Here is a 17,113-nt window from a genome sequence, read left to right as displayed (position 1 = left end):
GAACCTGTATAGTTATCGACGGCGAGCATCAGGGCATAGGATGTTGAGCGGCATACGCCGCAACCAGCCGCACAGCCAATGCGTAACTGAGCGGTAGACGTGTTTTGTATTTCATCAGGCAGTCTGGCCTATCGACTGCCCGTTCCAGTGCAGATAGAGAGCTTGCCTGCTCGGCCAGCAGCCCCAGTTGCTCAGCCAGTTTCCTATCCCGTTCTTCCCAATCCACACTGGGATGGTGAACTGCTCGCTTGGCGGCAGGTAACTGTTGATACAACCAGGCACGATCATGTTTATAGAGCCAGGTGAAAGCCGTTCTGCACACCTGCTCGACAAAGCCTCGACTAGCATCAGCATGTTTTGCCAAATATGCAGCCACCGTTACACGGTGCTCACGGAGACGGTTAACCCTTCTCAAATGCCGTCGCCAGTCAGACAGCCCTTGGTGGCTCTGAATAATGGCTTCGACCGCCCCGACAGAAACGCCATGACTGTGCGCGATCTGCTGCCGTGATCCCCCCATGAACGCCTGACGCCATATTCCCCGCTCAACTTCAGCTGTAATGCGCTTGGCACGGTGATCAACCGGTTGATTGTGTCTCAGGGCGAGTTGCTTGATATAGCCGATGCTGTATCCGGTCTGGCAGGCAATCTGTCGCATGGAAACCCGCTTCACCAACAATGTCAGTATTGCTGTTTCTGATAGCTGTCCGTCGCTAGGCATAGTGGATTGTATCTGCACCGCAGCTGGGCTACTGATAGAAAAAAATTCCGCTGGGCTACGGCTTACAAACGCCATCATTTGCCTTGCTCTCCGTGGAGAAATTGCTTTAGCTAACTGGGCAGCTTGTAAAAGGTCATTGGCCTTTAACTCATCCCGATTATTCCAGCAATCTTCCACAAAAATGCTAAGAGACTCCCAGTCACCACCAAATATAGATAGATTGATCTCAAGAGTTTTAAGATCAGTCTGTTGCGACTTATACTGCTTCAATCGAACAATCTGTTCATGAGCACCGATTAAGTCTCCTTTTCTAAAAAGAGACCAAGCCCAATGGGCTTGCAGCCTCTCGCTTCTTTTTACAAGATCTATCTTATCTAATAAAAACTGATGAAGTTCAGCAAACCGCCCCAATAAACAGGCCGCATTACAGACTCTGATAGCATCAGTTTCCTGGCCTGTACGGTAAAAAAGATCTCGGCAGTATGAGTAGTATTTACTACCTCGATTTGTCCTTTCTAACAAATTAACCAAATGAGCAAGATCAGTTGTATCTTCACTTTGTTGATATTGACTTATAGCTAATGCAACTGGGTCAGCCCCCTTAACTGATTCGATGATATTTTGCAACTTTCTGACATCAGCATCTGACGCTCCAGAATTCCCGACCTTCTGTAAAAGCTGTTGTGCATCATCGACCAACCCTGACTTCGCTAATGCCTCTATCTCTAGCATACTAATTGCAATGGAATTAACGGCGGCTTCCATTTGAGTTCTGTGGCGGTTAATATAATCCACTGCTGCCGATATTGGCTGTTGTACCTGTGCCAATACAAATCTGGCTAAACCAAGAGTTGCATCATTCTCTGGACTTAGTGCTGTTTGTCTATTTACTTCCTTTTCTATCGCATCAAAATCGATTTCAATTCCAAAAGCAAATGCCAATGACAAATTCTCAAGTGTTTTCTGAGTGTAACTAACAAAGTAGCTCTCAAGTTCTGAAATTGCTTGTTCGTGTGTTTCACTGTTTCTAAGCTGTAACCACAGCACATATTTATCTGATATATTAGCGACATCTTCAGCACCGAGGTGCCTTGCCTGACCTGAACAATATTTGAATAGTTCGACAGCTCTATTTCTAAGCGCTGTCGATTCAGAATCATCTGCAAGTGGAAACTTATCTGCTGCTAAAGGAATAAAAGCCAACACGCTCTCGCGGAGTTCAACCGCCTTAATTGCATTTACCAAGAATGCAAACGCAGAAATCTGCGCCAGTGCTGGTGAAATATAAAATGATGCGTCGCCTATCGCCTGCGCCGAATCTAAAGCCTTTTCCCATTGATGCTCTATCAACAATGTAGAAACCAAAAAGACTTTGCCATCATTGTCTAAATCTTGAGAGCTTAATCCTGCACTTTCTAACCAGAGCAAAGCAGCGTCGTTTCCTTCTACTATTTTTTTAATCATAAAAAAGGCAGAATAATTTTAAGCCCCCCCTGCAAGCAAACCAGACGCCGCATCTACTCTGCTCAATTCAATAGCATCGATAAAGGCCTGTGCTATCGCAGCCTCCTCCGTTTGACACAATTTTTTAGAACATGATAGCCATTTTTTCGCTAGCTGAGCCCTTTCTCCTACACATAAGTATCTTGCAATTAGCGCTAGCGCCCTAGCTTTTACTTGAGGGATGCCGCCGGACAGCTCTCCATCAATAATGCTTTCTGCTAAAGCAATCGATTTCTCTTCCTTAGGAAAAGAACCGAAAAATCTCAGCAAGGTAATTTCGTGGGCAAGTTTTTCTATTCTTTCGTCTTGAAGATGCTGAGCGGTAAATCCGGCCCCCCTCATCTGATCAACTATCAAATCCGCTGTTTGTTTGGGATGATTTTTAACGGTATCCAGTAGCTTTTTTTTCACTTTCCTGGCGCATTGATTTAATTTGAAGCCACACTTCAATAAAATAAATAAAAATACTTAGACCAATTAACACCCACCCGGTTATAAACATTGGAGTTGATATTGGTCCACTATATGGTTACTCAAAAGCCAATTTAAAATATCTAGCCATAAAGGAGTGTTGAGAATGCCTACTCCTGCCAACAACAACGGTACACTTAGTGCTTTCGCTAATGAAGGTCTATATAGTGCAACTAAAAATTTTATGTTTTTTCGCACAACATCCCAATCAATATTCATGTTGTTCTAAACCCTCTCTGAAGGTGGAGTTTCCTTATCAAATGGCTTGGATATCTGCGCCGTTTCGGTATTGGTTGGTAGCGTCACCTCTTTTGGTGGGCTCTTCTCTTATCAACTCGGTCATCTGTATGCCCATCTACCGCACAGAGAAGTAATCTCGTAGAGCTCATATTCCATGGCGCCATCGCAGATGGTTATTCCACTGCTGCATGTAGTGAATTCGCAGCATGGTGTCGAGTGGATAGGAACGGCTGCCGTTGTCAGCTTTCGGGTAGACCGGTTCAATGACACTGAGCATTCTGGCCCATGGGAGCAAAGCGTCCATGCGGGCTAGGAATGTCTCTTTGCGGGTTTTGCGGCGTTTACCATTGAACTTGCTATCCGCGAAAGTAAACTGTTGGACCATGCTGAACCTCATCCCTGATACCAAGTGAGACTGATAGTCTCACACCAGAGACTTGTTCGCACCTTCCCCAACACGGCTGAAAGATCAAAATGCGATCATTTTTATAATTTAATGACTCTCAGTCCACGGAATAATAAAAAGGCCCTGCTCTTGCAGGGCCTTTGAGTTTCCAACTTGAATGGTCGGTTTCCAACTTCAATGTCACGGTTTCCAACTTAAATGTCCGTGATCATAAACGCCACTTACTTGGCGTAATCCTCAGTCGGGATACAGGAGCAGAACAGGTTGCGATCGCCGTAGACGTCGTCGATGCGGTTCACAGAGGGCCACAACTTGGCGGCGCGCACGGCGTCCGACGGGAAGACCGCCTCGGCGCGGCTGTAGCCACGGGACCACTCTGTATCCATCACATCGTCCTGAGTGTGCGGCGCATGGACCAGCGGGTTATCGGCGAGGCTCCACTGCCCCTCCTGCACCTTGGCAATCTCGGCGCGGATGGAGGTCATCGCTTCGACGAAGCGATCCAGCTCGCGCTTGGATTCCGACTCGGTCGGTTCGACCATCAGGGTACCCGCCACCGGGAAGCTCATGGTCGGCGCGTGGAAGCCGTAGTCCATCAGCCGCTTGGCCACGTCCATCTCGCTGATGCCGGAAGCCTCCTTGAGCGGGCGAATATCCAGGATGCACTCGTGGGCCACCCGACCGTTGCGGCCGGAATAGAGCACCGGGAAGGATTCACCCAGCTTCTTGGCCAGATAGTTGGCGTTGAGGATGGCCACCTGAGTGGATTTCTTCAGTCCTTCGTCACCCAGCATGGCGATATACATCCAGCTGATGGGCAGGATGCTGGCCGAGCCGAACGGTGCCGCCGACACGGCGCCGTTGTCACGGCTCTCCTTGTCGGTCTTGACCACGGCGTGACCAGCCACGAACGGTGCCAGATGCTTCTTCACACCGATGGGGCCCATGCCCGGGCCGCCACCGCCGTGCGGAATGGCAAAGGTCTTGTGCAGGTTGAGGTGAGAGACGTCTGCCCCGATAAAGCCCGGTGCCGTCAATCCAACTTGCGCGTTCATATTGGCGCCGTCCAGATAGACCTGACCACCGTGCTGGTGAACGATGTCGCACACCTCCTTGATGGTCTCCTCATACACCCCGTGGGTGGAGGGATAAGTCACCATCAGACAGGAGAGTTGATCCCCCGCCTCGGCGGCCTTGGCGCGCAAGTCGTCGAGATCCACGTTGCCGGACTTGTCACAGGCGGTGACGATCACCTTGAGCCCCGCCATCTGGGCAGAGGCCGGGTTGGTGCCGTGGGCAGAAGCTGGGATCAGGCAGATGTCGCGATGCCCTTCACCACGGGATTCATGGTACTTCTTGATGGCGAGCAGACCCGCGTACTCCCCCTGAGCACCTGAGTTGGGCTGCATGCAGACCGCATCGTAACCAGTCACCTTCACCAGCCAGTTTTCGAGGTCGGCCAGCAGCAACTGGTAGCCCTTGGCCTGTGCCAGCGGGGCGAACGGGTGCAACTTGCCAAACTCGGGCCAGGTCACCGGGATCATCTCGGCGGTGGCGTTGAGCTTCATGGTGCAGGAGCCGAGCGAAATCATGGCGTAGTTGAGCGCCAGATCCTTGGCTTCGAGACGGTGGATGTAGCGCAGCATCTCGGTTTCGGAGTGGTACTTGTTGAACACCTCGTGGGTCAGCACGGCGTCGGTGCGCAGCAGATCCTGCGGGATAGCGTGATGAGCCTGAGCCGCCTTGTCGAGAGCCTCGATATCAAGCCCGTGACCTTGACCGAGGAAGAGCTCAAACAGCTCGGCCACATCAGCGCGGGTGGTGGTTTCAGAGAGGGAGACCCCTACCGCACCGTCGAGGTCTGCACGCAGGTTGATGCCATTAGCTTCAGCCTTGGCAATGAGTGCTGCTTTATCTGTCGTCTGCACGGTCAGGGTATCGAACCAGCTGGCATGCTTAAGGGCTACCCCCTTGGCCTGGAGGCCGAGCGCCAGAATGGTGGTGAGACGGTGCACACGGGAGGCGATGGTTTTCAGCCCCACCGGGCCGTGATAGACGGCGTAGAAGCTTGCCATGTTGGCCAGCAGCACCTGAGCGGTACAGATGTTGGAGTTGGCCTTCTCGCGGCGGATATGCTGCTCGCGGGTCTGCATCGCCATGCGCAGCGCGGCCTTGCCACGGGCATCCTTGGAAACGCCGATAATGCGGCCCGGCATGGAGCGCTTGTAGGCATCGCGGGTGGCGAAGAAGGCGGCATGGGGGCCACCGTAGCCCATAGGCACGCCAAAACGCTGGGCAGAGCCCAACACAACATCGGCGCCCAGCTCGCCCGGGGATTTGAGCAGCAGCAGAGAGAGCAGATCGGCGCTGACGCAGGCCAGCCCTTTCTGGGCCTGTACGGCGGCAATCAGGGCGCGCAGATCTTTCACTTCCCCTGTGGTGGTGGGGTACTGGAACAGGGCACCAAACACCTCTTCGCTCACTGCATCGCTCGCGGCGCCAACCGCCACGTCGAAACCGAAGTGAACCGCGCGCTCCTTGACCACGTCGATCACCTGCGGGTGCACGTCATCGGCCACGAAGAAGAGGTTGGATTTGGACTTGGCCATCCGCTTGGCCAGCGCCATCGCCTCGGCGGCGGCGGTCGCTTCATCCAGCAGGGAGGCGCTTGCCAGATCCATGCCGGTCAGATCCAGCGTCAGCTGCTGGAAGTTGAGCAGGGCTTCGAGACGGCCCTGTGCCAGCTCGGGCTGATAGGGGGTGTAGGCGGTATACCAGCCCGGATTTTCCAGCACATTGCGTAAAATGACGTGGGGCACATGGGTATCGTGATAACCCATGCCGATATAGCTCTTGGCAATCTTGTTCTGAGCGGCATAGCCCTTGAGCTTGGCCAGCGCCTCCACTTCGGTCATGCCGGCACCGATCCCAAGCGGGCCCGGCAGGCGAATGGCGGCGGGCACGGTCTGTTCAATCAAATCGTCCAGGCTTTCGGCCCCGACGGTCGCCAGCAGCTGGCGCAGCTCTTCCTCGCCCGGGCCGATATGGCGGCGGACAAAATCGGTTTTTTGCTCGAGTTCAAACAGTGACTGGGTCATTTCCCTATTTCCTGATAAATAAGTCCTGGCATGACATCCTGATAACCAAGACCTGATGTTCCTGATCGTCGGCTGATACCGACTCCACTCATGTTCTGGGTCCCGCAGACAGGGCGCGGCACCGGATGCTGCGGCAGCATCGAGAGGGGATCGCCTTGTTGCGAACCGGCCTGTTTGCCCCTAGGCTCCCAGGCTGGCAAACGGCAGGCGCGGACGACTTCACCCTTCCACCGGCCGGTGCTTGCCCGGCTGGCGGTCATACAAAGGGGCCCTGCTGTGTTGGCAGGGCCCGGGGGCATTACTCTTCGTCCACCACGTTCTGGTAGCCTTCGGCATCCAGCAGGTTGGCCAGCTCGCTCTCGTCATCGAGCTTGATGCGGAACAGCCAGCCAGCGCTGTAGGGGTCGGAGTTGACCAGCTCGGGGCTCCCTTCCAGCTCTTCGTTAACGGCAATGATCTCGCCGCTCACCGGGCTGTAGATGTCGGAGGCCGCCTTGACCGACTCGGCCACGGCGCAGTCGTCACCGGCACTGACCTGCTTGCCCACTTCCGGCAGCTCGACAAACACCATGTCACCCAGCAGCTCCTGGGCGTGCTCGGTGATACCGACCACGGCCTCGCCGTTGGCTTCAACACGGATCCACTCGTGGGAAGTGGCATATTTCAGTTCGCTCGGGATATGGCTCATTTGTGCTTCCTTTGATCTTTGAGTCGCGTTTAAAAACGAATATGAAAAGGGATGGGGGGGAGGCACAGCCCTCCCCCAAGACGATGTTAAACCAGCTTCTGGCCGTTACGGACGAAAGCGGGCTTGGTGACCTTCACGGTGACCAGCTTCTTGCGGATCTCCACCTCGGCCAGCTCACCGATATCGCGGGGCACCCGCGCCAGGGCAATACTGTAGCCCAGGGTGGGGGAGAAAGAGCCGGAGGTGATCACACCTTCCCGCTTCTCACCGTTTGCCGCGGTGAAGGTAACCGGCATGCCGGCACGCAGCACCCCTTTCTCTTCCATCACCAGACCCACCAGCTTGGGCTGATTGCCCGCCGCTTTCTGCGCTTCCAGCACGTCGCGGCCGATGAAGTTGCGATCGCTCGGCTCCCAGGCGATGGTCCAGGCCATGTTGGCGGCGAGTGGAGAGATTGACTCGTCCATATCCTGACCGTAGAGGTTCATCCCCGCCTCCAGGCGCAGGGTATCGCGGGCACCGAGGCCGCACGGGGCCACACCGTTATCCAGCAGCGCTTGCCACAGCTCGCAGGCTTTCTCTTGCGGCACCACGATTTCATAACCATCCTCGCCGGTGTAGCCGGTGGTGGCGATAAAGAGATCGCCAGCCTGCACGCCGAAGAAGGGTTTCATCCCCACCACGGCGGTACGCTGAGCGGCGCTCAGCACAGCAGCAGCCTTGACCTTGGCGTTGGGGCCCTGCACCGCAATCATCGCAAGCTCGGGACGCTCGGTCACTGTGATATCGAAATCGATGGCGTGATGGCGGATCCAGGCCAAGTCCTTCTCGCGGGTGGCGGAGTTGACCACCAGTCGGTAGAAGGTATCGGTTAGGTAATAGGTGATGAGGTCATCGATCACGCCGCCTTCCGGATTGAGCATGCCGCTGTAGAGGGCCTTGCCGGGGGCAGTGAGTTTGGCCACGTCGTTGGCCAGCAGGTGTTGCAGAAAGGCTTTGACCCGTTCGCCGGTCAAATCGACGATGGTCATGTGGGAGACATCGAACATACCGGCATCGCTGCGCACCGCGTGGTGCTCTTCCAGCTGGGAGCCGTAGTTGATGGGCATTTCCCAACCGTGGAAGTCCACCATCTTGGCGCCAGCTTCCAGGTGTTTGGGATGCAGTACAGTAGTCTGGATCATCGCATTCTTTCCTTAGCAAAAAGCCTTTTCGCTTTGGCGACCACCCTTGCGACCCGCGCCACCGCTCTGACTGCACTGTGCGCAGCAAAAAGCGACCGGATCCAAAAGTGTGTGCTCGCTCCTGCCCTTGCCAGGCAAGAGGGATTCCTTGAACGGAGCGGATTATATGACAAGCAGGCGAGCGTGCCGCTCAAAAAAAACTAATCCCCTCCCGTAAAACTGACTCCAGACACTAAGATAAATGCAGTGATAAAAACAGCTATAAGCCGACTCAGGCGAGATTAAATTTTGATTTTTACCGTTTCGTCACAATTTGCAGAAAAACGTTTCGCTCCAGAGCAAAATTAAAGGCTGACACCCAAAACGGGTCATCAGCCTTGTCGGATTACTTTTGTTGTCAAAAACGGCGAGTAATATTAGTTTTTTTCACCCTTGGCCTGCATGGCACTGCCTTTGGTCGCAGCAACAGCCCAGTCAGGACGGGCCAATGCGGGCAACTCTCCCTCCAGCCCCATGGCGGCGCGGATCACCCCCTCCTTGAAGGGCGTCAGCAGATTGGCCGCGCGCAATCCCACGCCCCGCACCAGCTTCTTGAGCGGGTTGGCCCCGCTGAACAGCCGCTTAAGCCCCTCCATTGCCGCCAGCATGCGAGCCGCTTCGCTCTTGCGCCAGCGCTCGTAGCTGCGCAGGTTGGCGAGCAGGCCGATATCCTCACCCGCGGCATGATTTTGCAAGATCTGCTCCGCCAGCGCGGCAGCATCCAGCAGGCCAAGGTTGACCCCCTGCCCCGCCAGGGGGTGGATGGTGTGGGCGGCATCTCCCACCAGCACCAGCCGCTCGCGAGCAAAGTCGCGGGCATAGCGGGCAGTGAGGGGAATGGCGCTGCGCGCCCCCTCCACCTTGCACAGACCGAGCCGGGCATCGAAGGCGGCGGTAAGCTGGCGATTGAACTGCTCGTCATCGCAGGCGCAGAGCGCCTCGGCGCGGGCCGCAGGCAGCGACCAGACGATGGAACAGAGGTTCTCCTGCCACAGCGGCAAAAAGGCGAGCGGGCCATCCGGGGTGAAGATCTGGCGAGCAACAGCTTCATGGGGTTCGGCGCAGCGCACCGTCGCCACCAGCGCGTGGTGGCCATAATCCCAGCTGGTGAGCGGGATATCAGCCTGACGGCGCACCCAGGAGTGGGCGCCATCGGCAGCCACCACCAATTTGGCCGAGATGGCCTGACCATCCTCAAGGAGCAGCAGGGCGCCCGCCGGGCCGCTCTGCAGGCTCTTGGCTCTGGCGGGGGTCAGCAGCTGGATATTGCTGGCACCTTCAATCGCCTCAAGCAGCGCCAGCTGGATCACCCGATTCTCGACGATATGGCCGAGGTTGGCCTGACGCAGGCTGGCGGCATCGAAGTCGATATAGCCAAAACTGTCCTGCTCCCACACCGCCATCTTGTCGTAGGCCTGCAGGCGGCGCGCTTCAATGCCGTCCCAGGCGCCGACATGGCGCAGGATCTGCTGGCTGGCCAGACTCAGGGCGCTGACCCGATTATCGGCCACCTCCCCCAGCTGCGGGTCGGGCAGTTGTCCCTCCACCACCAGCACCTTGAGGGCGCTATGTTTCAAGGCCGCAGCGAGCCCCAGTCCCACCATGCCGCCACCGACAATCACCACATCCACATTTTGCATCTGCATCATCTCATCCTTTCAGGGCTGACCGGCTGGCCAGCGAGGGGACGCCCGCAGGCATTACCTCTTTATTCAATAGGTTTTGATCAACGAATGGTGGTCAACAGGTTCCACTCAACAAGTGCTGGCTAGTTGCCGCACACATCAGCGACAAAGCCCAGGGTGCGCGAGGCAAGCGGTGCCTTGAGGCACGGGAATCGCCCCATCATGGTGAGCGCCAGATTGCGCCCCGCCACCAGCGGATCGTGACCATTGGAGAAGAGCTGGGCCAGCGAAGAGGTGAGCCAGACTGTCTGCTCCTGATCCTGCTTGCGCTGCTGCCAGTAGCCACTCAGTACCTTGAAGCTGCCGATATCCTCCCCCTCTGCCAACGCCTTGGCTACGGCGCCGGTAAGCAGGTCGAGATCCCGCATCCCGAGGTTGAAGCCCTGTCCGGCAATCGGGTGCAGGGCGTGGGCGGCATTACCGACCAGCACGGTGCGCTGGGCCAGCGGGTAGTCGCAGGCGGTCAGAATGAGCGGATAGACGTTACGCACGCCGCATCGCTCGAAGCGACCAAGCCGCCAGCCAAAGGCCTGCTGCAGACGGGCAAGAAACGCCGCCTCATCGAGGGCCATCAGCTCATCCACCTCATGCTGCCCGACGCTCCATACCAGCGAGGAGAGTCCCTCCTGCATCGGCAACAGGGCCAGCGGCCCCCCTTCGGTAAAGCGCTCGAAGGCGCGTCCCTCAGGGTCTTGCGCCGTTTTGACCGTGGCGATGATGGCGTGCTGCTCAAAGTCGTGGCGGATCACCGGCAACTTGAAGTGCTGACGCACAAAGGAGTTGCCGCCGTCTGCCGCCACCAGCAGGCGGGTCTCAATCTGTTCACCGCTCTCGAGGGTGAGGGTCACCTTCTCCTCATCGGGCGCAATCTCGCTCACCCGAGCCGGACAGCAGACCCGGATATTGGGAGAGGCCGCCATCGCCCGTTGCAGCTCATGACCGGCAGCTGCCAGCTCGATCACCTGGCCCAGCGCGGGCAGACCGTATTCGGCAGCCGACAGGCGAGCCTGACCGAAGTGGCCCCGATCCGAGACATGAATCTGGGTAATGGGGGCGCAATGGGGGGCAAACAGCGGCCAGAGTCCGCGTCGCAACAGCGCATCGCAGGTACCGGCCGAGAGCGCAATGGCGCGGGCGTCGAACCCTGAATGGGTGTGCTGTTCGGGGACGCTTGCCTCCAGCAGCAGGATCTCGAGGGGGGAGCCATCGGATCGAAGCAGGGCTGCCAGCGAGAGGGCCAGCACGGCACCACTCATTCCACCGCCGACCAGGGTGACATCGACCTGTCGCACATCAGATTGAGACATAAGCAGAGAGGAAGAAGTGAAAAAGGTGGCCTCATGCTATCACAAAGCCGCTGGCCGAATGCGAGGCCACCGGCAAAAAACCGGTTGCGCCTCACAGGGTTAGCCACCACAAGGAAATAAAAAAAGAGCGCCATCAGGCGCTCTTGCAGATTCAGTAAGGGTCTCGTTGACCCGCACCTCAATGAAGGGTCGGCGGCGCGCTCGGGGTATCGGGGCGCTTGCCAAACTCTTCGAAGGCCATCATGACCCCCAGTTTGACGTGTTCGTAGAGCACCAGGAAAGAGGCTTCATTCTCGTCATCTTCCTGATCGAACTCGGCGGAGACCTGAGTGATGCTGGCGATATCCTGGATCATCTCCTGCAGCTCTTCCGATGCGCGGGAGAGCTCCTGCTGCACCACGCCGAAACCGGCCAGAAATGCCTGTGACCAATCCACCAGCGAGTCGATGCGCTCGTCGAGGGGGGCATCATCACTTGGCAGCAGCAACTCGACGCCCTTCTGGGCCATCAGGCTCTCGACCACATTGTGATAAAGATCGGTCATCACCTGGCGCACCGGGGCCGGCAGGCCGAAACCGTCGTTCACCAGATCGTTGAAATGGGGCACCCAACTCTTGTCGTCCAGTGCCACACCGCCGCACACCAGACCGCAGATCACACCATGGGCCTCTACTGCGCTGGCCATCAGCTCATGTTGTTCCATGATGTCGGCCACTGCCGCATATTTAAGGGGGTTCGTTTTGCTCATCGAGGATCCGCTCAAAGTTCAGTCAAATTTGCAGAATTAATGGTCAGGATCCTAGCATTCTCCCTCTTGCAGAGCCAGCAAGGCCTTGAAACTTATGCATCTGCGCTATATAGTCCCGCCCAGTTGTCCACGTGGATAAAGGCGGAAATCAGCTCCGCCGTATTGAGGAAGGCATGAGCACAGAGGCCGTAGAAATCGTCATTTTGGGACGTCCCTACAAGGTATCCTGTCCCTTGGGACAGCAGGATGCCCTGCGCCAGGCCGCCGAGCAGCTGACCGACAAGTTGATCGACCTGCGTCAACGCTCCAAAGTCTCCAGCAACGAGCAATTGGCTATCATGGCGGCGCTTAATTTCTGTCATGAGCTCTGCCTTGAAAAAGAGAAGAACCACCAATACTCTGAGACCATGGACAAGCGGATCAAGATGCTGCAGCGCACCATCGAAGCGGCCCTGATCGAGCACGGACAATATGGTGATTCCAGCGAAGAGGGGCAACAGCCCTAATCGCAAACCGTTTTAAAATTCCCTGGGATGTTTGTCAGCCGGTTCAAGTCCCCGAGCCGATATTCATACCAAACAGGGGATCTGCCTTCTGGCTATTGCGCATGCTCGGCACGACCGAGAAGCCTGCGGTCAGATCCGATCCCCGCCTTGAACCGACGGTTCAAGGGCCCAAACCGGCAACGGCATCTCGGGGTACCAACAGCAAAAGCCCGTCACCAGCGTGACGGGCTTTTTCTTTTCCTGATGATCAACGAACCCTACCCCTTTCAGAGCTGAAAAAATGCCCCGGATGAAAAGATCACCCGGGGCATCACCGCATTCACTGTGCAGGCTGTGTTAACGCAGCCAGTCACATTAGCGCTTTTATTTGACCAGCAACAGATTCTCCTGCTGGCGGGAGGCTGTCACCAGAACCGGGATGGACTTGGAGGTGGGGGTAAACGAGCCGGCGCCGATACTGTCGATGGGCACCAGCGGGTTGGTCTCAGGGTAATAAGCCGCGATGTTGCCACGCGGGATCTCGTAGATCACCACCACAAAACCTGTCACGCTGCGCTCGCGCCCATCGTTGCAGATGGCCGCCATGTCAACCCGATCCCCTTCGGCAAAGCCAAGCTGGCGAGCATCCGCCTCGTTCATGAACACCACGTTGCGCTGGCCCTTGATGCCGCGATAGCGGTCATCCATGCCGTAGATAGTAGTGTTGTACTGATCGTGAGAGCGCAGGCTCTGCAGCAGCAGTACCGGCTGATCCGCCATCTGTTCGGCATGGCGAGTACACTCCGGCAGCACCGATTGCGGCAGGGTGCTGGCACGAAACTCGGCGCTGCCACTGGGGGTATTCCACGTCAGTTGCGCGGCTGAGTTATCGAGATGAAAACCGCAAGGCTGCTGGATGCGGGTATTGAAATCGGCAAAACCGGCGATGGTCTGCTCGATAAGATCACGGATACGGGCATAGTCATCGCGCAGAGCCAGCCAGTCGACCCGCTCGCTGCCCACGGTGGCATGAGCCATCCGCGCGACTATGTCGGTCTCGGAGAGGCAGAGCGGCGATACCGGCTCGGCTGCGCCGGTCGAGGCGTGCACCATGCTGAAGGTGTCCTCTACCGTGATCTTCTGGTTGCCGCTGCGCTGGATATCGAGCTCGGTACGGCCAAGGCAGGGCAGGATCAGCGCAGCCTTGCCCACCTGCAGATGGCTGCGGTTGAGCTTGGTGCTGATCTGCACGTTGAGCTCGGCCTTTTTCATCGCCCCGTAGGTGAAGTCGGTATCGGGCGCCGCTGCCGCCAGGTTGCCGCCCAAGCAGATGAGCACCTTGCTCTTGCCTTCGTCCAACGCCTTGAGCGCTTCGTACACGTTGTGGCCACGGACCCGCGGCAGGCTCACCTGCAGGTGACGCTCGAGCCGCTCGATAAAGGCAGCGGTCGGCTTTTCGTTGATCCCCATGGTGCGGTTACCCTGCACGTTGCTGTGACCCCGTACCGGACAGAGCCCCGCCCCCGGCTTGCCAATCTGGCCACGCATCAGGTGCAGGTTGACGATTTCGCGAATGGTATCAACCGAGTGAAGGTGCTGGGTCACCCCCATGGCCCAGCAGCTGATGATGCGCTGGCTGGCGGCAAAGACCCGGGCAGCCTGCACGATGTCGGCGCGGGGCAGGCCGGATTGCTGCTCGATCATGGCCCAGTCGGTGGCACGCACCTGCGCCTCGTACTCGGCAAAGTGGCGGGTGTGGCGGGCGATAAAGTCGCGCTCCACCGCCTCCGGCGCCTCTTCCAGGATGTACTTGGCCATGCCGCGGATGGCGGCCATGTCGCCACCCAGTTTCGGCGTCAGATATTGGTGGCTGATGGTGGTGGCCGCCGGGGTCAGCAGTTCAAGCGGGCTCTGCGGGCTGGCGAAGCGCTCGAGGGCCACCTCTTTCAAGTTGTTGAAGCTGACGATCTTGCAGCCGCCGCGCGCTGCCTGGCGCAGGGCATTCATCATGCGCGGGTGGTTGGTACCCGGATTCTGGCCATAGACGAACACCGCATCGGCCCGGTCGAAGTCATCGAGCACCACAGTCCCCTTGCCGATACCGACCGACTGGATCAGCGCTACCCCGCTCGCCTCATGGCACATGTTGGAGCAGTCTGGGAAGTTGTTGGTGCCAAACAGGCGACCAAACAGCTGATAGAGGTAGGAAGCTTCGTTGCTGGCACGCCCCGAGGTGTAGAACTCCACCTCGTCCGGGCTATTCAGCCCCTTGAGGGTGCCGGCAATCAGGGCGAAGGCGTCGTCCCAGCTTACCGGCTCGTAGTGATCGGTCGCCGGGTTGTAGCGCATCGGCTCGGTCAGCCGCCCCTGATACTCGAGCCAGTAGTCGCTCTGGGTAGCCAGCTGGCGCACCGAGTGGGCGGCGAAAAACTCTGCCCCCACCGTCTTGCCGGTAGACTCCCATGCCACCGCCTTGGCGCCGTTCTCACAGAACTGGAAGGTGCCGTGGTCGTTGTCACCCCAGGCACAGCCCGGGCAATCGAAGCCGTCGGTCTGGTTGACCCGCAGCAGGTTCTTGATGTTCTGACGGGTCTTCTGGCTGCGCAGCACCTGTTTCATGGTGGATTGCAGGGACGAAAAACCGCCGGCTTTGGCGGGCTTTTCAATATGACTCATGGCACTCTCCGATGGGATCCGCCGGGCGATAGCTGGAATAGCTGACCGGGGCATCAAACTTGGGAATATGAACGACGTTGAGGTTGTATTTGAGGGCCAACCTGACCGCCAGCTGGCTGGGCGATGCCAGACAGATAAGATGACGGGCGCCGAAGTGGACGGCTTTTTGCACCAGCTCACTGCCACAGCGGCTGGTCACCACCAGGGTGTCGCACGCACTTTGCTGACGCAGCAGCAGGCCGATCAGCTTGTCGAGGGCATTATGGCGCCCGATATCTTCCCGGCAGTGGAGGATCTGCCCCTGCTCATCCAGCGCCAGTGCCGCATGCAGGGCGCCGGAGTGTTGCCCCTTGAGCTGCCAGCGGGCGATCTGCGCACGCAGTCCGGCTAGCAAAGCGCTATCAAGGGGTGGGGTGAGCGGCAGCGTTGGCAAGGGAGGAAACGCCTGCTCGACGGCCTCCACACCGCAGATGCCGCAGCCGGTGGCGCCGGTCAGGCTACGCCGACGCAGCTGGAGCTGCGCCAGGCAGCGGTTGGCGATGGTAACATCCAGCACAAAGCCATGTTCGGCGGGGTATACCCGGATATCGTGCACATCGTGGTTGTGCCGGATGATCGACTCGCAGAACAGAAATCCGACCGCAAAATCATCGAGATCGTCCGGGGTCGCCATCATGACCGCATGGTTGATGCCATTGATGTTGATGGCGACGGCTACCTCTTCCACCAGATGATCCAGTGACGGCAAGTTGGCGGGGGTTGCGACGGGAGAATGGGCAGACATGCAGGCTGGCCTAAAAATGCAAACTGCATTCAAGTTTAGAGAGGCGACTGACGCAAAACCAATGAAATAAATCTATATCCTGATAGAGTTGTTCTATCAAAGATGTTTTTTCAATTGATTAATTCTTCAATAGCCGGTTCCACTGCCTCCACTACAACCAGATGAACATCAAGCAACTTCACTACTTTCACGAGCTGGCCAAACACCGGCATTTTGCCAAAGCGGCCAAAGCCTGCCACATCACCCAACCCACTCTCTCGGCCAGCATTACCGCGCTGGAAAAGAGTGTTGGCACCGATCTGGTAGTACGCACCAGCCAGTTTGTCGCCCTGACAGAGGCGGGCGAGCTGGTGCGCCAATATGCCGAACGGATGTTGCTGGAACAGGAGGCGCTCAAGCAGGAGCTGGCCCTGTTCCAGGGCGAACTCTCCGGCACCCTGCGTATCGGCATCGTGCCCCAGTCCAATCTCGACATCATGCCGTTTATCGCCCGCTGCAAGCAGCGCTATCCCGACATCGTCATTCGCCTGTCGGTGCTCAGCAACGAAGCCCTGCTATCACAGCTGGAGCTGCATCAGTGCGATATCGGGCTGGGATTTGATGAACCGGTTGGCGGATCTGGCCGGCGCGCCTTTCATGTCTACCCGCAAGGCGCCAACCAGATGGCGGTGCTGATGAACCGTGACGAAGCGGATCAATACCCGCACAGCGGCGATATTGCGCTTGCTGAACTGCAGCAACAACCGTTGGTGCTGCCCAGCCGCACCATGCAATTTCGTCAGTATCTGGATCGCGCCGCCGAGCAGGCGGGGACCTCGCTTAACGTGGTACTGGAGACCGACTCGTTGTTCCATCTGGTCAGCGCCGTACGCCACCGGCTGGGCTGGGCCATCGTCAGCGCCGGCCTCGCCCGCTCAGCCAGCAAACTCTCGGACCTCGTTTGCCTGCCACTCGCTCCGCTGGAGAATATCGGCCATACCGCCTTTCTGACCCGCCAGCAAAGCATCACCCCCGCCATGCGCGCCTTTCTTGAACTGGTGGCAGAAGGTGAACCGGCAAACGCGCCTTGACACAGGCC

Annotated in this window: 13 protein-coding genes, 1 other RNA gene and 1 pseudogene; 4 read left to right on the top strand and 11 right to left on the bottom strand. The window is 57.6% G+C overall.

All coding sequences use genetic code 11. The annotated features are described in order from the left end of the window. Nucleotides 1-28: 28 nt before the first annotated feature. The 6 genes and pseudogenes from VF684_RS15260 to gcvT form a co-directional block, all read right to left on the bottom strand. Nucleotides 29-2,185 (bottom strand): TnsD family Tn7-like transposition protein, encoded by a 2,157-nt coding sequence (locus tag VF684_RS15260; RefSeq protein WP_240037428.1) that lies wholly within the window; start codon nucleotides 2,183-2,185, stop codon nucleotides 29-31. Between the two features lie 18 nt (nucleotides 2,186-2,203). Further along, nucleotides 2,204-2,635, bottom strand: coding sequence for a hypothetical protein (locus VF684_RS15255; protein WP_139731383.1), 432 nt, complete (start codon nucleotides 2,633-2,635; stop codon nucleotides 2,204-2,206). A 423-nt stretch (nucleotides 2,636-3,058) separates the two neighbouring features. Further along, nucleotides 3,059-3,320, bottom strand: a pseudogene (locus tag VF684_RS15250) (transposase); the annotation flags it as partial. Between the two features lie 242 nt (nucleotides 3,321-3,562). After that, nucleotides 3,563-6,439 (bottom strand): aminomethyl-transferring glycine dehydrogenase, encoded by a 2,877-nt coding sequence (gcvP, locus tag VF684_RS15245; RefSeq protein WP_107684443.1) that lies wholly within the window; start codon nucleotides 6,437-6,439, stop codon nucleotides 3,563-3,565. Between the two features lie 298 nt (nucleotides 6,440-6,737). After that, entirely contained in the window at nucleotides 6,738-7,127 is a 390-nt protein-coding gene (gene gcvH / locus VF684_RS15240; protein WP_005333898.1) for a glycine cleavage system protein GcvH, read from the bottom strand. Nucleotides 7,128-7,213: 86 nt separating this feature from the next. Further along, entirely contained in the window at nucleotides 7,214-8,311 is a 1,098-nt protein-coding gene (gene gcvT, locus VF684_RS15235) for a glycine cleavage system aminomethyltransferase GcvT (protein ID WP_058056652.1), read from the bottom strand. On the opposite strand from gcvT, the gene VF684_RS15230 reads away from it, so the two are divergent. Next, nucleotides 8,288-8,515 carry a hypothetical protein gene (locus tag VF684_RS15230; RefSeq protein ID WP_118853677.1) on the top strand — a complete coding sequence of 76 codons (228 nt, stop codon included), beginning with the start codon at nucleotides 8,288-8,290 and terminating at the stop codon, nucleotides 8,513-8,515. The genes gcvT and VF684_RS15230 overlap by 24 nt on opposite strands. A 212-nt stretch (nucleotides 8,516-8,727) precedes the next feature. Here VF684_RS15230 and VF684_RS15225 read toward each other — a convergent pair whose 3' ends face one another. From VF684_RS15225 to VF684_RS15215, 3 genes are all read right to left on the bottom strand, one after another. Then, nucleotides 8,728-9,996: an FAD-dependent 2-octaprenylphenol hydroxylase gene (locus VF684_RS15225; protein ID WP_107684444.1), complete on the bottom strand. Its 1,269-nt coding sequence runs from the start codon at nucleotides 9,994-9,996 to the stop codon at nucleotides 8,728-8,730. Nucleotides 9,997-10,118: 122 nt separating this feature from the next. Continuing rightward, nucleotides 10,119-11,342, bottom strand: a complete 1,224-nt coding sequence (gene ubiH, locus VF684_RS15220; protein WP_139731382.1) for a 2-octaprenyl-6-methoxyphenyl hydroxylase — start codon at nucleotides 11,340-11,342, stop codon at nucleotides 10,119-10,121. A gap of 178 nt (nucleotides 11,343-11,520) precedes the next feature. Beyond that, complete coding sequence (locus VF684_RS15215; protein WP_005346580.1) at nucleotides 11,521-12,090, bottom strand: UPF0149 family protein; 570 nt, start codon at nucleotides 12,088-12,090, stop codon at nucleotides 11,521-11,523. 173 nt (nucleotides 12,091-12,263) lie between these two features. Between VF684_RS15215 and zapA the strand changes: the two genes are divergently transcribed. Together zapA and ssrS are read left to right on the top strand one after the other, a co-directional pair. Further along, entirely contained in the window at nucleotides 12,264-12,596 is a 333-nt protein-coding gene (gene zapA, locus VF684_RS15210; RefSeq protein WP_005333910.1) for a cell division protein ZapA, read from the top strand. A gap of 16 nt (nucleotides 12,597-12,612) precedes the next feature. Then, nucleotides 12,613-12,794, top strand: a non-coding RNA gene (gene ssrS / locus VF684_RS15205) — 6S RNA. Nucleotides 12,795-12,959: 165 nt separating this feature from the next. Here the strand turns inward: ssrS and VF684_RS15200 are convergent. Further along, nucleotides 12,960-15,251 (bottom strand): FdhF/YdeP family oxidoreductase, encoded by a 2,292-nt coding sequence (locus VF684_RS15200; RefSeq protein WP_106843007.1) that lies wholly within the window; start codon nucleotides 15,249-15,251, stop codon nucleotides 12,960-12,962. Beyond that, entirely contained in the window at nucleotides 15,238-16,035 is a 798-nt protein-coding gene (gene fdhD, locus VF684_RS15195) for a formate dehydrogenase accessory sulfurtransferase FdhD (protein ID WP_162516180.1), read from the bottom strand. Before fdhD ends, VF684_RS15200 begins: the two co-directional genes overlap by 14 nt. A gap of 161 nt (nucleotides 16,036-16,196) precedes the next feature. On the opposite strand from fdhD, the gene VF684_RS15190 reads away from it, so the two are divergent. Further along, nucleotides 16,197-17,105, top strand: coding sequence for a LysR family transcriptional regulator (locus tag VF684_RS15190; protein ID WP_106843009.1), 909 nt, complete (start codon nucleotides 16,197-16,199; stop codon nucleotides 17,103-17,105). Nucleotides 17,106-17,113 lie beyond the last annotated feature (8 nt).

It is taken from the genome of Aeromonas sp. Lyrl_2 (genome assembly GCF_051948815.1).
GTDB lineage: Bacteria > Pseudomonadota > Gammaproteobacteria > Enterobacterales > Aeromonadaceae > Aeromonas > Aeromonas veronii.
Note: the sequence above shows the minus strand (reverse complement) of the source record. Positions and strands in the feature narration are given on the sequence as shown.

Excerpts from the sequence above, each read along its gene's own strand:
- VF684_RS15260 (WP_240037428.1), bottom strand. The coding sequence starts at position 2,185 with ATGATTAAAAAAATAGTAGAAGGAAACGACGCTGCTTTGCTCTGGTTA.
- gcvP (WP_107684443.1), bottom strand. The coding sequence starts at position 6,439 with ATGACCCAGTCACTGTTTGAACTCGAGCAAAAAACCGATTTTGTCCGC.
- gcvH (WP_005333898.1), bottom strand. The coding sequence starts at position 7,127 with ATGAGCCATATCCCGAGCGAACTGAAATATGCCACTTCCCACGAGTGG.
- VF684_RS15230 (WP_118853677.1), top strand. The coding sequence starts at position 8,288 with ATGCAGTACAGTAGTCTGGATCATCGCATTCTTTCCTTAGCAAAAAGC.
- gcvT (WP_058056652.1), bottom strand. The coding sequence starts at position 8,311 with ATGATCCAGACTACTGTACTGCATCCCAAACACCTGGAAGCTGGCGCC.
- VF684_RS15225 (WP_107684444.1), bottom strand. The coding sequence starts at position 9,996 with ATGCAGATGCAAAATGTGGATGTGGTGATTGTCGGTGGCGGCATGGTG.
- ubiH (WP_139731382.1), bottom strand. The coding sequence starts at position 11,342 with ATGTCTCAATCTGATGTGCGACAGGTCGATGTCACCCTGGTCGGCGGT.
- VF684_RS15215 (WP_005346580.1), bottom strand. The coding sequence starts at position 12,090 with ATGAGCAAAACGAACCCCCTTAAATATGCGGCAGTGGCCGACATCATG.
- zapA (WP_005333910.1), top strand. The coding sequence starts at position 12,264 with ATGAGCACAGAGGCCGTAGAAATCGTCATTTTGGGACGTCCCTACAAG.
- VF684_RS15200 (WP_106843007.1), bottom strand. The coding sequence starts at position 15,251 with ATGAGTCATATTGAAAAGCCCGCCAAAGCCGGCGGTTTTTCGTCCCTG.
- fdhD (WP_162516180.1), bottom strand. The coding sequence starts at position 16,035 with ATGTCTGCCCATTCTCCCGTCGCAACCCCCGCCAACTTGCCGTCACTG.
- VF684_RS15190 (WP_106843009.1), top strand. The coding sequence starts at position 16,197 with ATGAACATCAAGCAACTTCACTACTTTCACGAGCTGGCCAAACACCGG.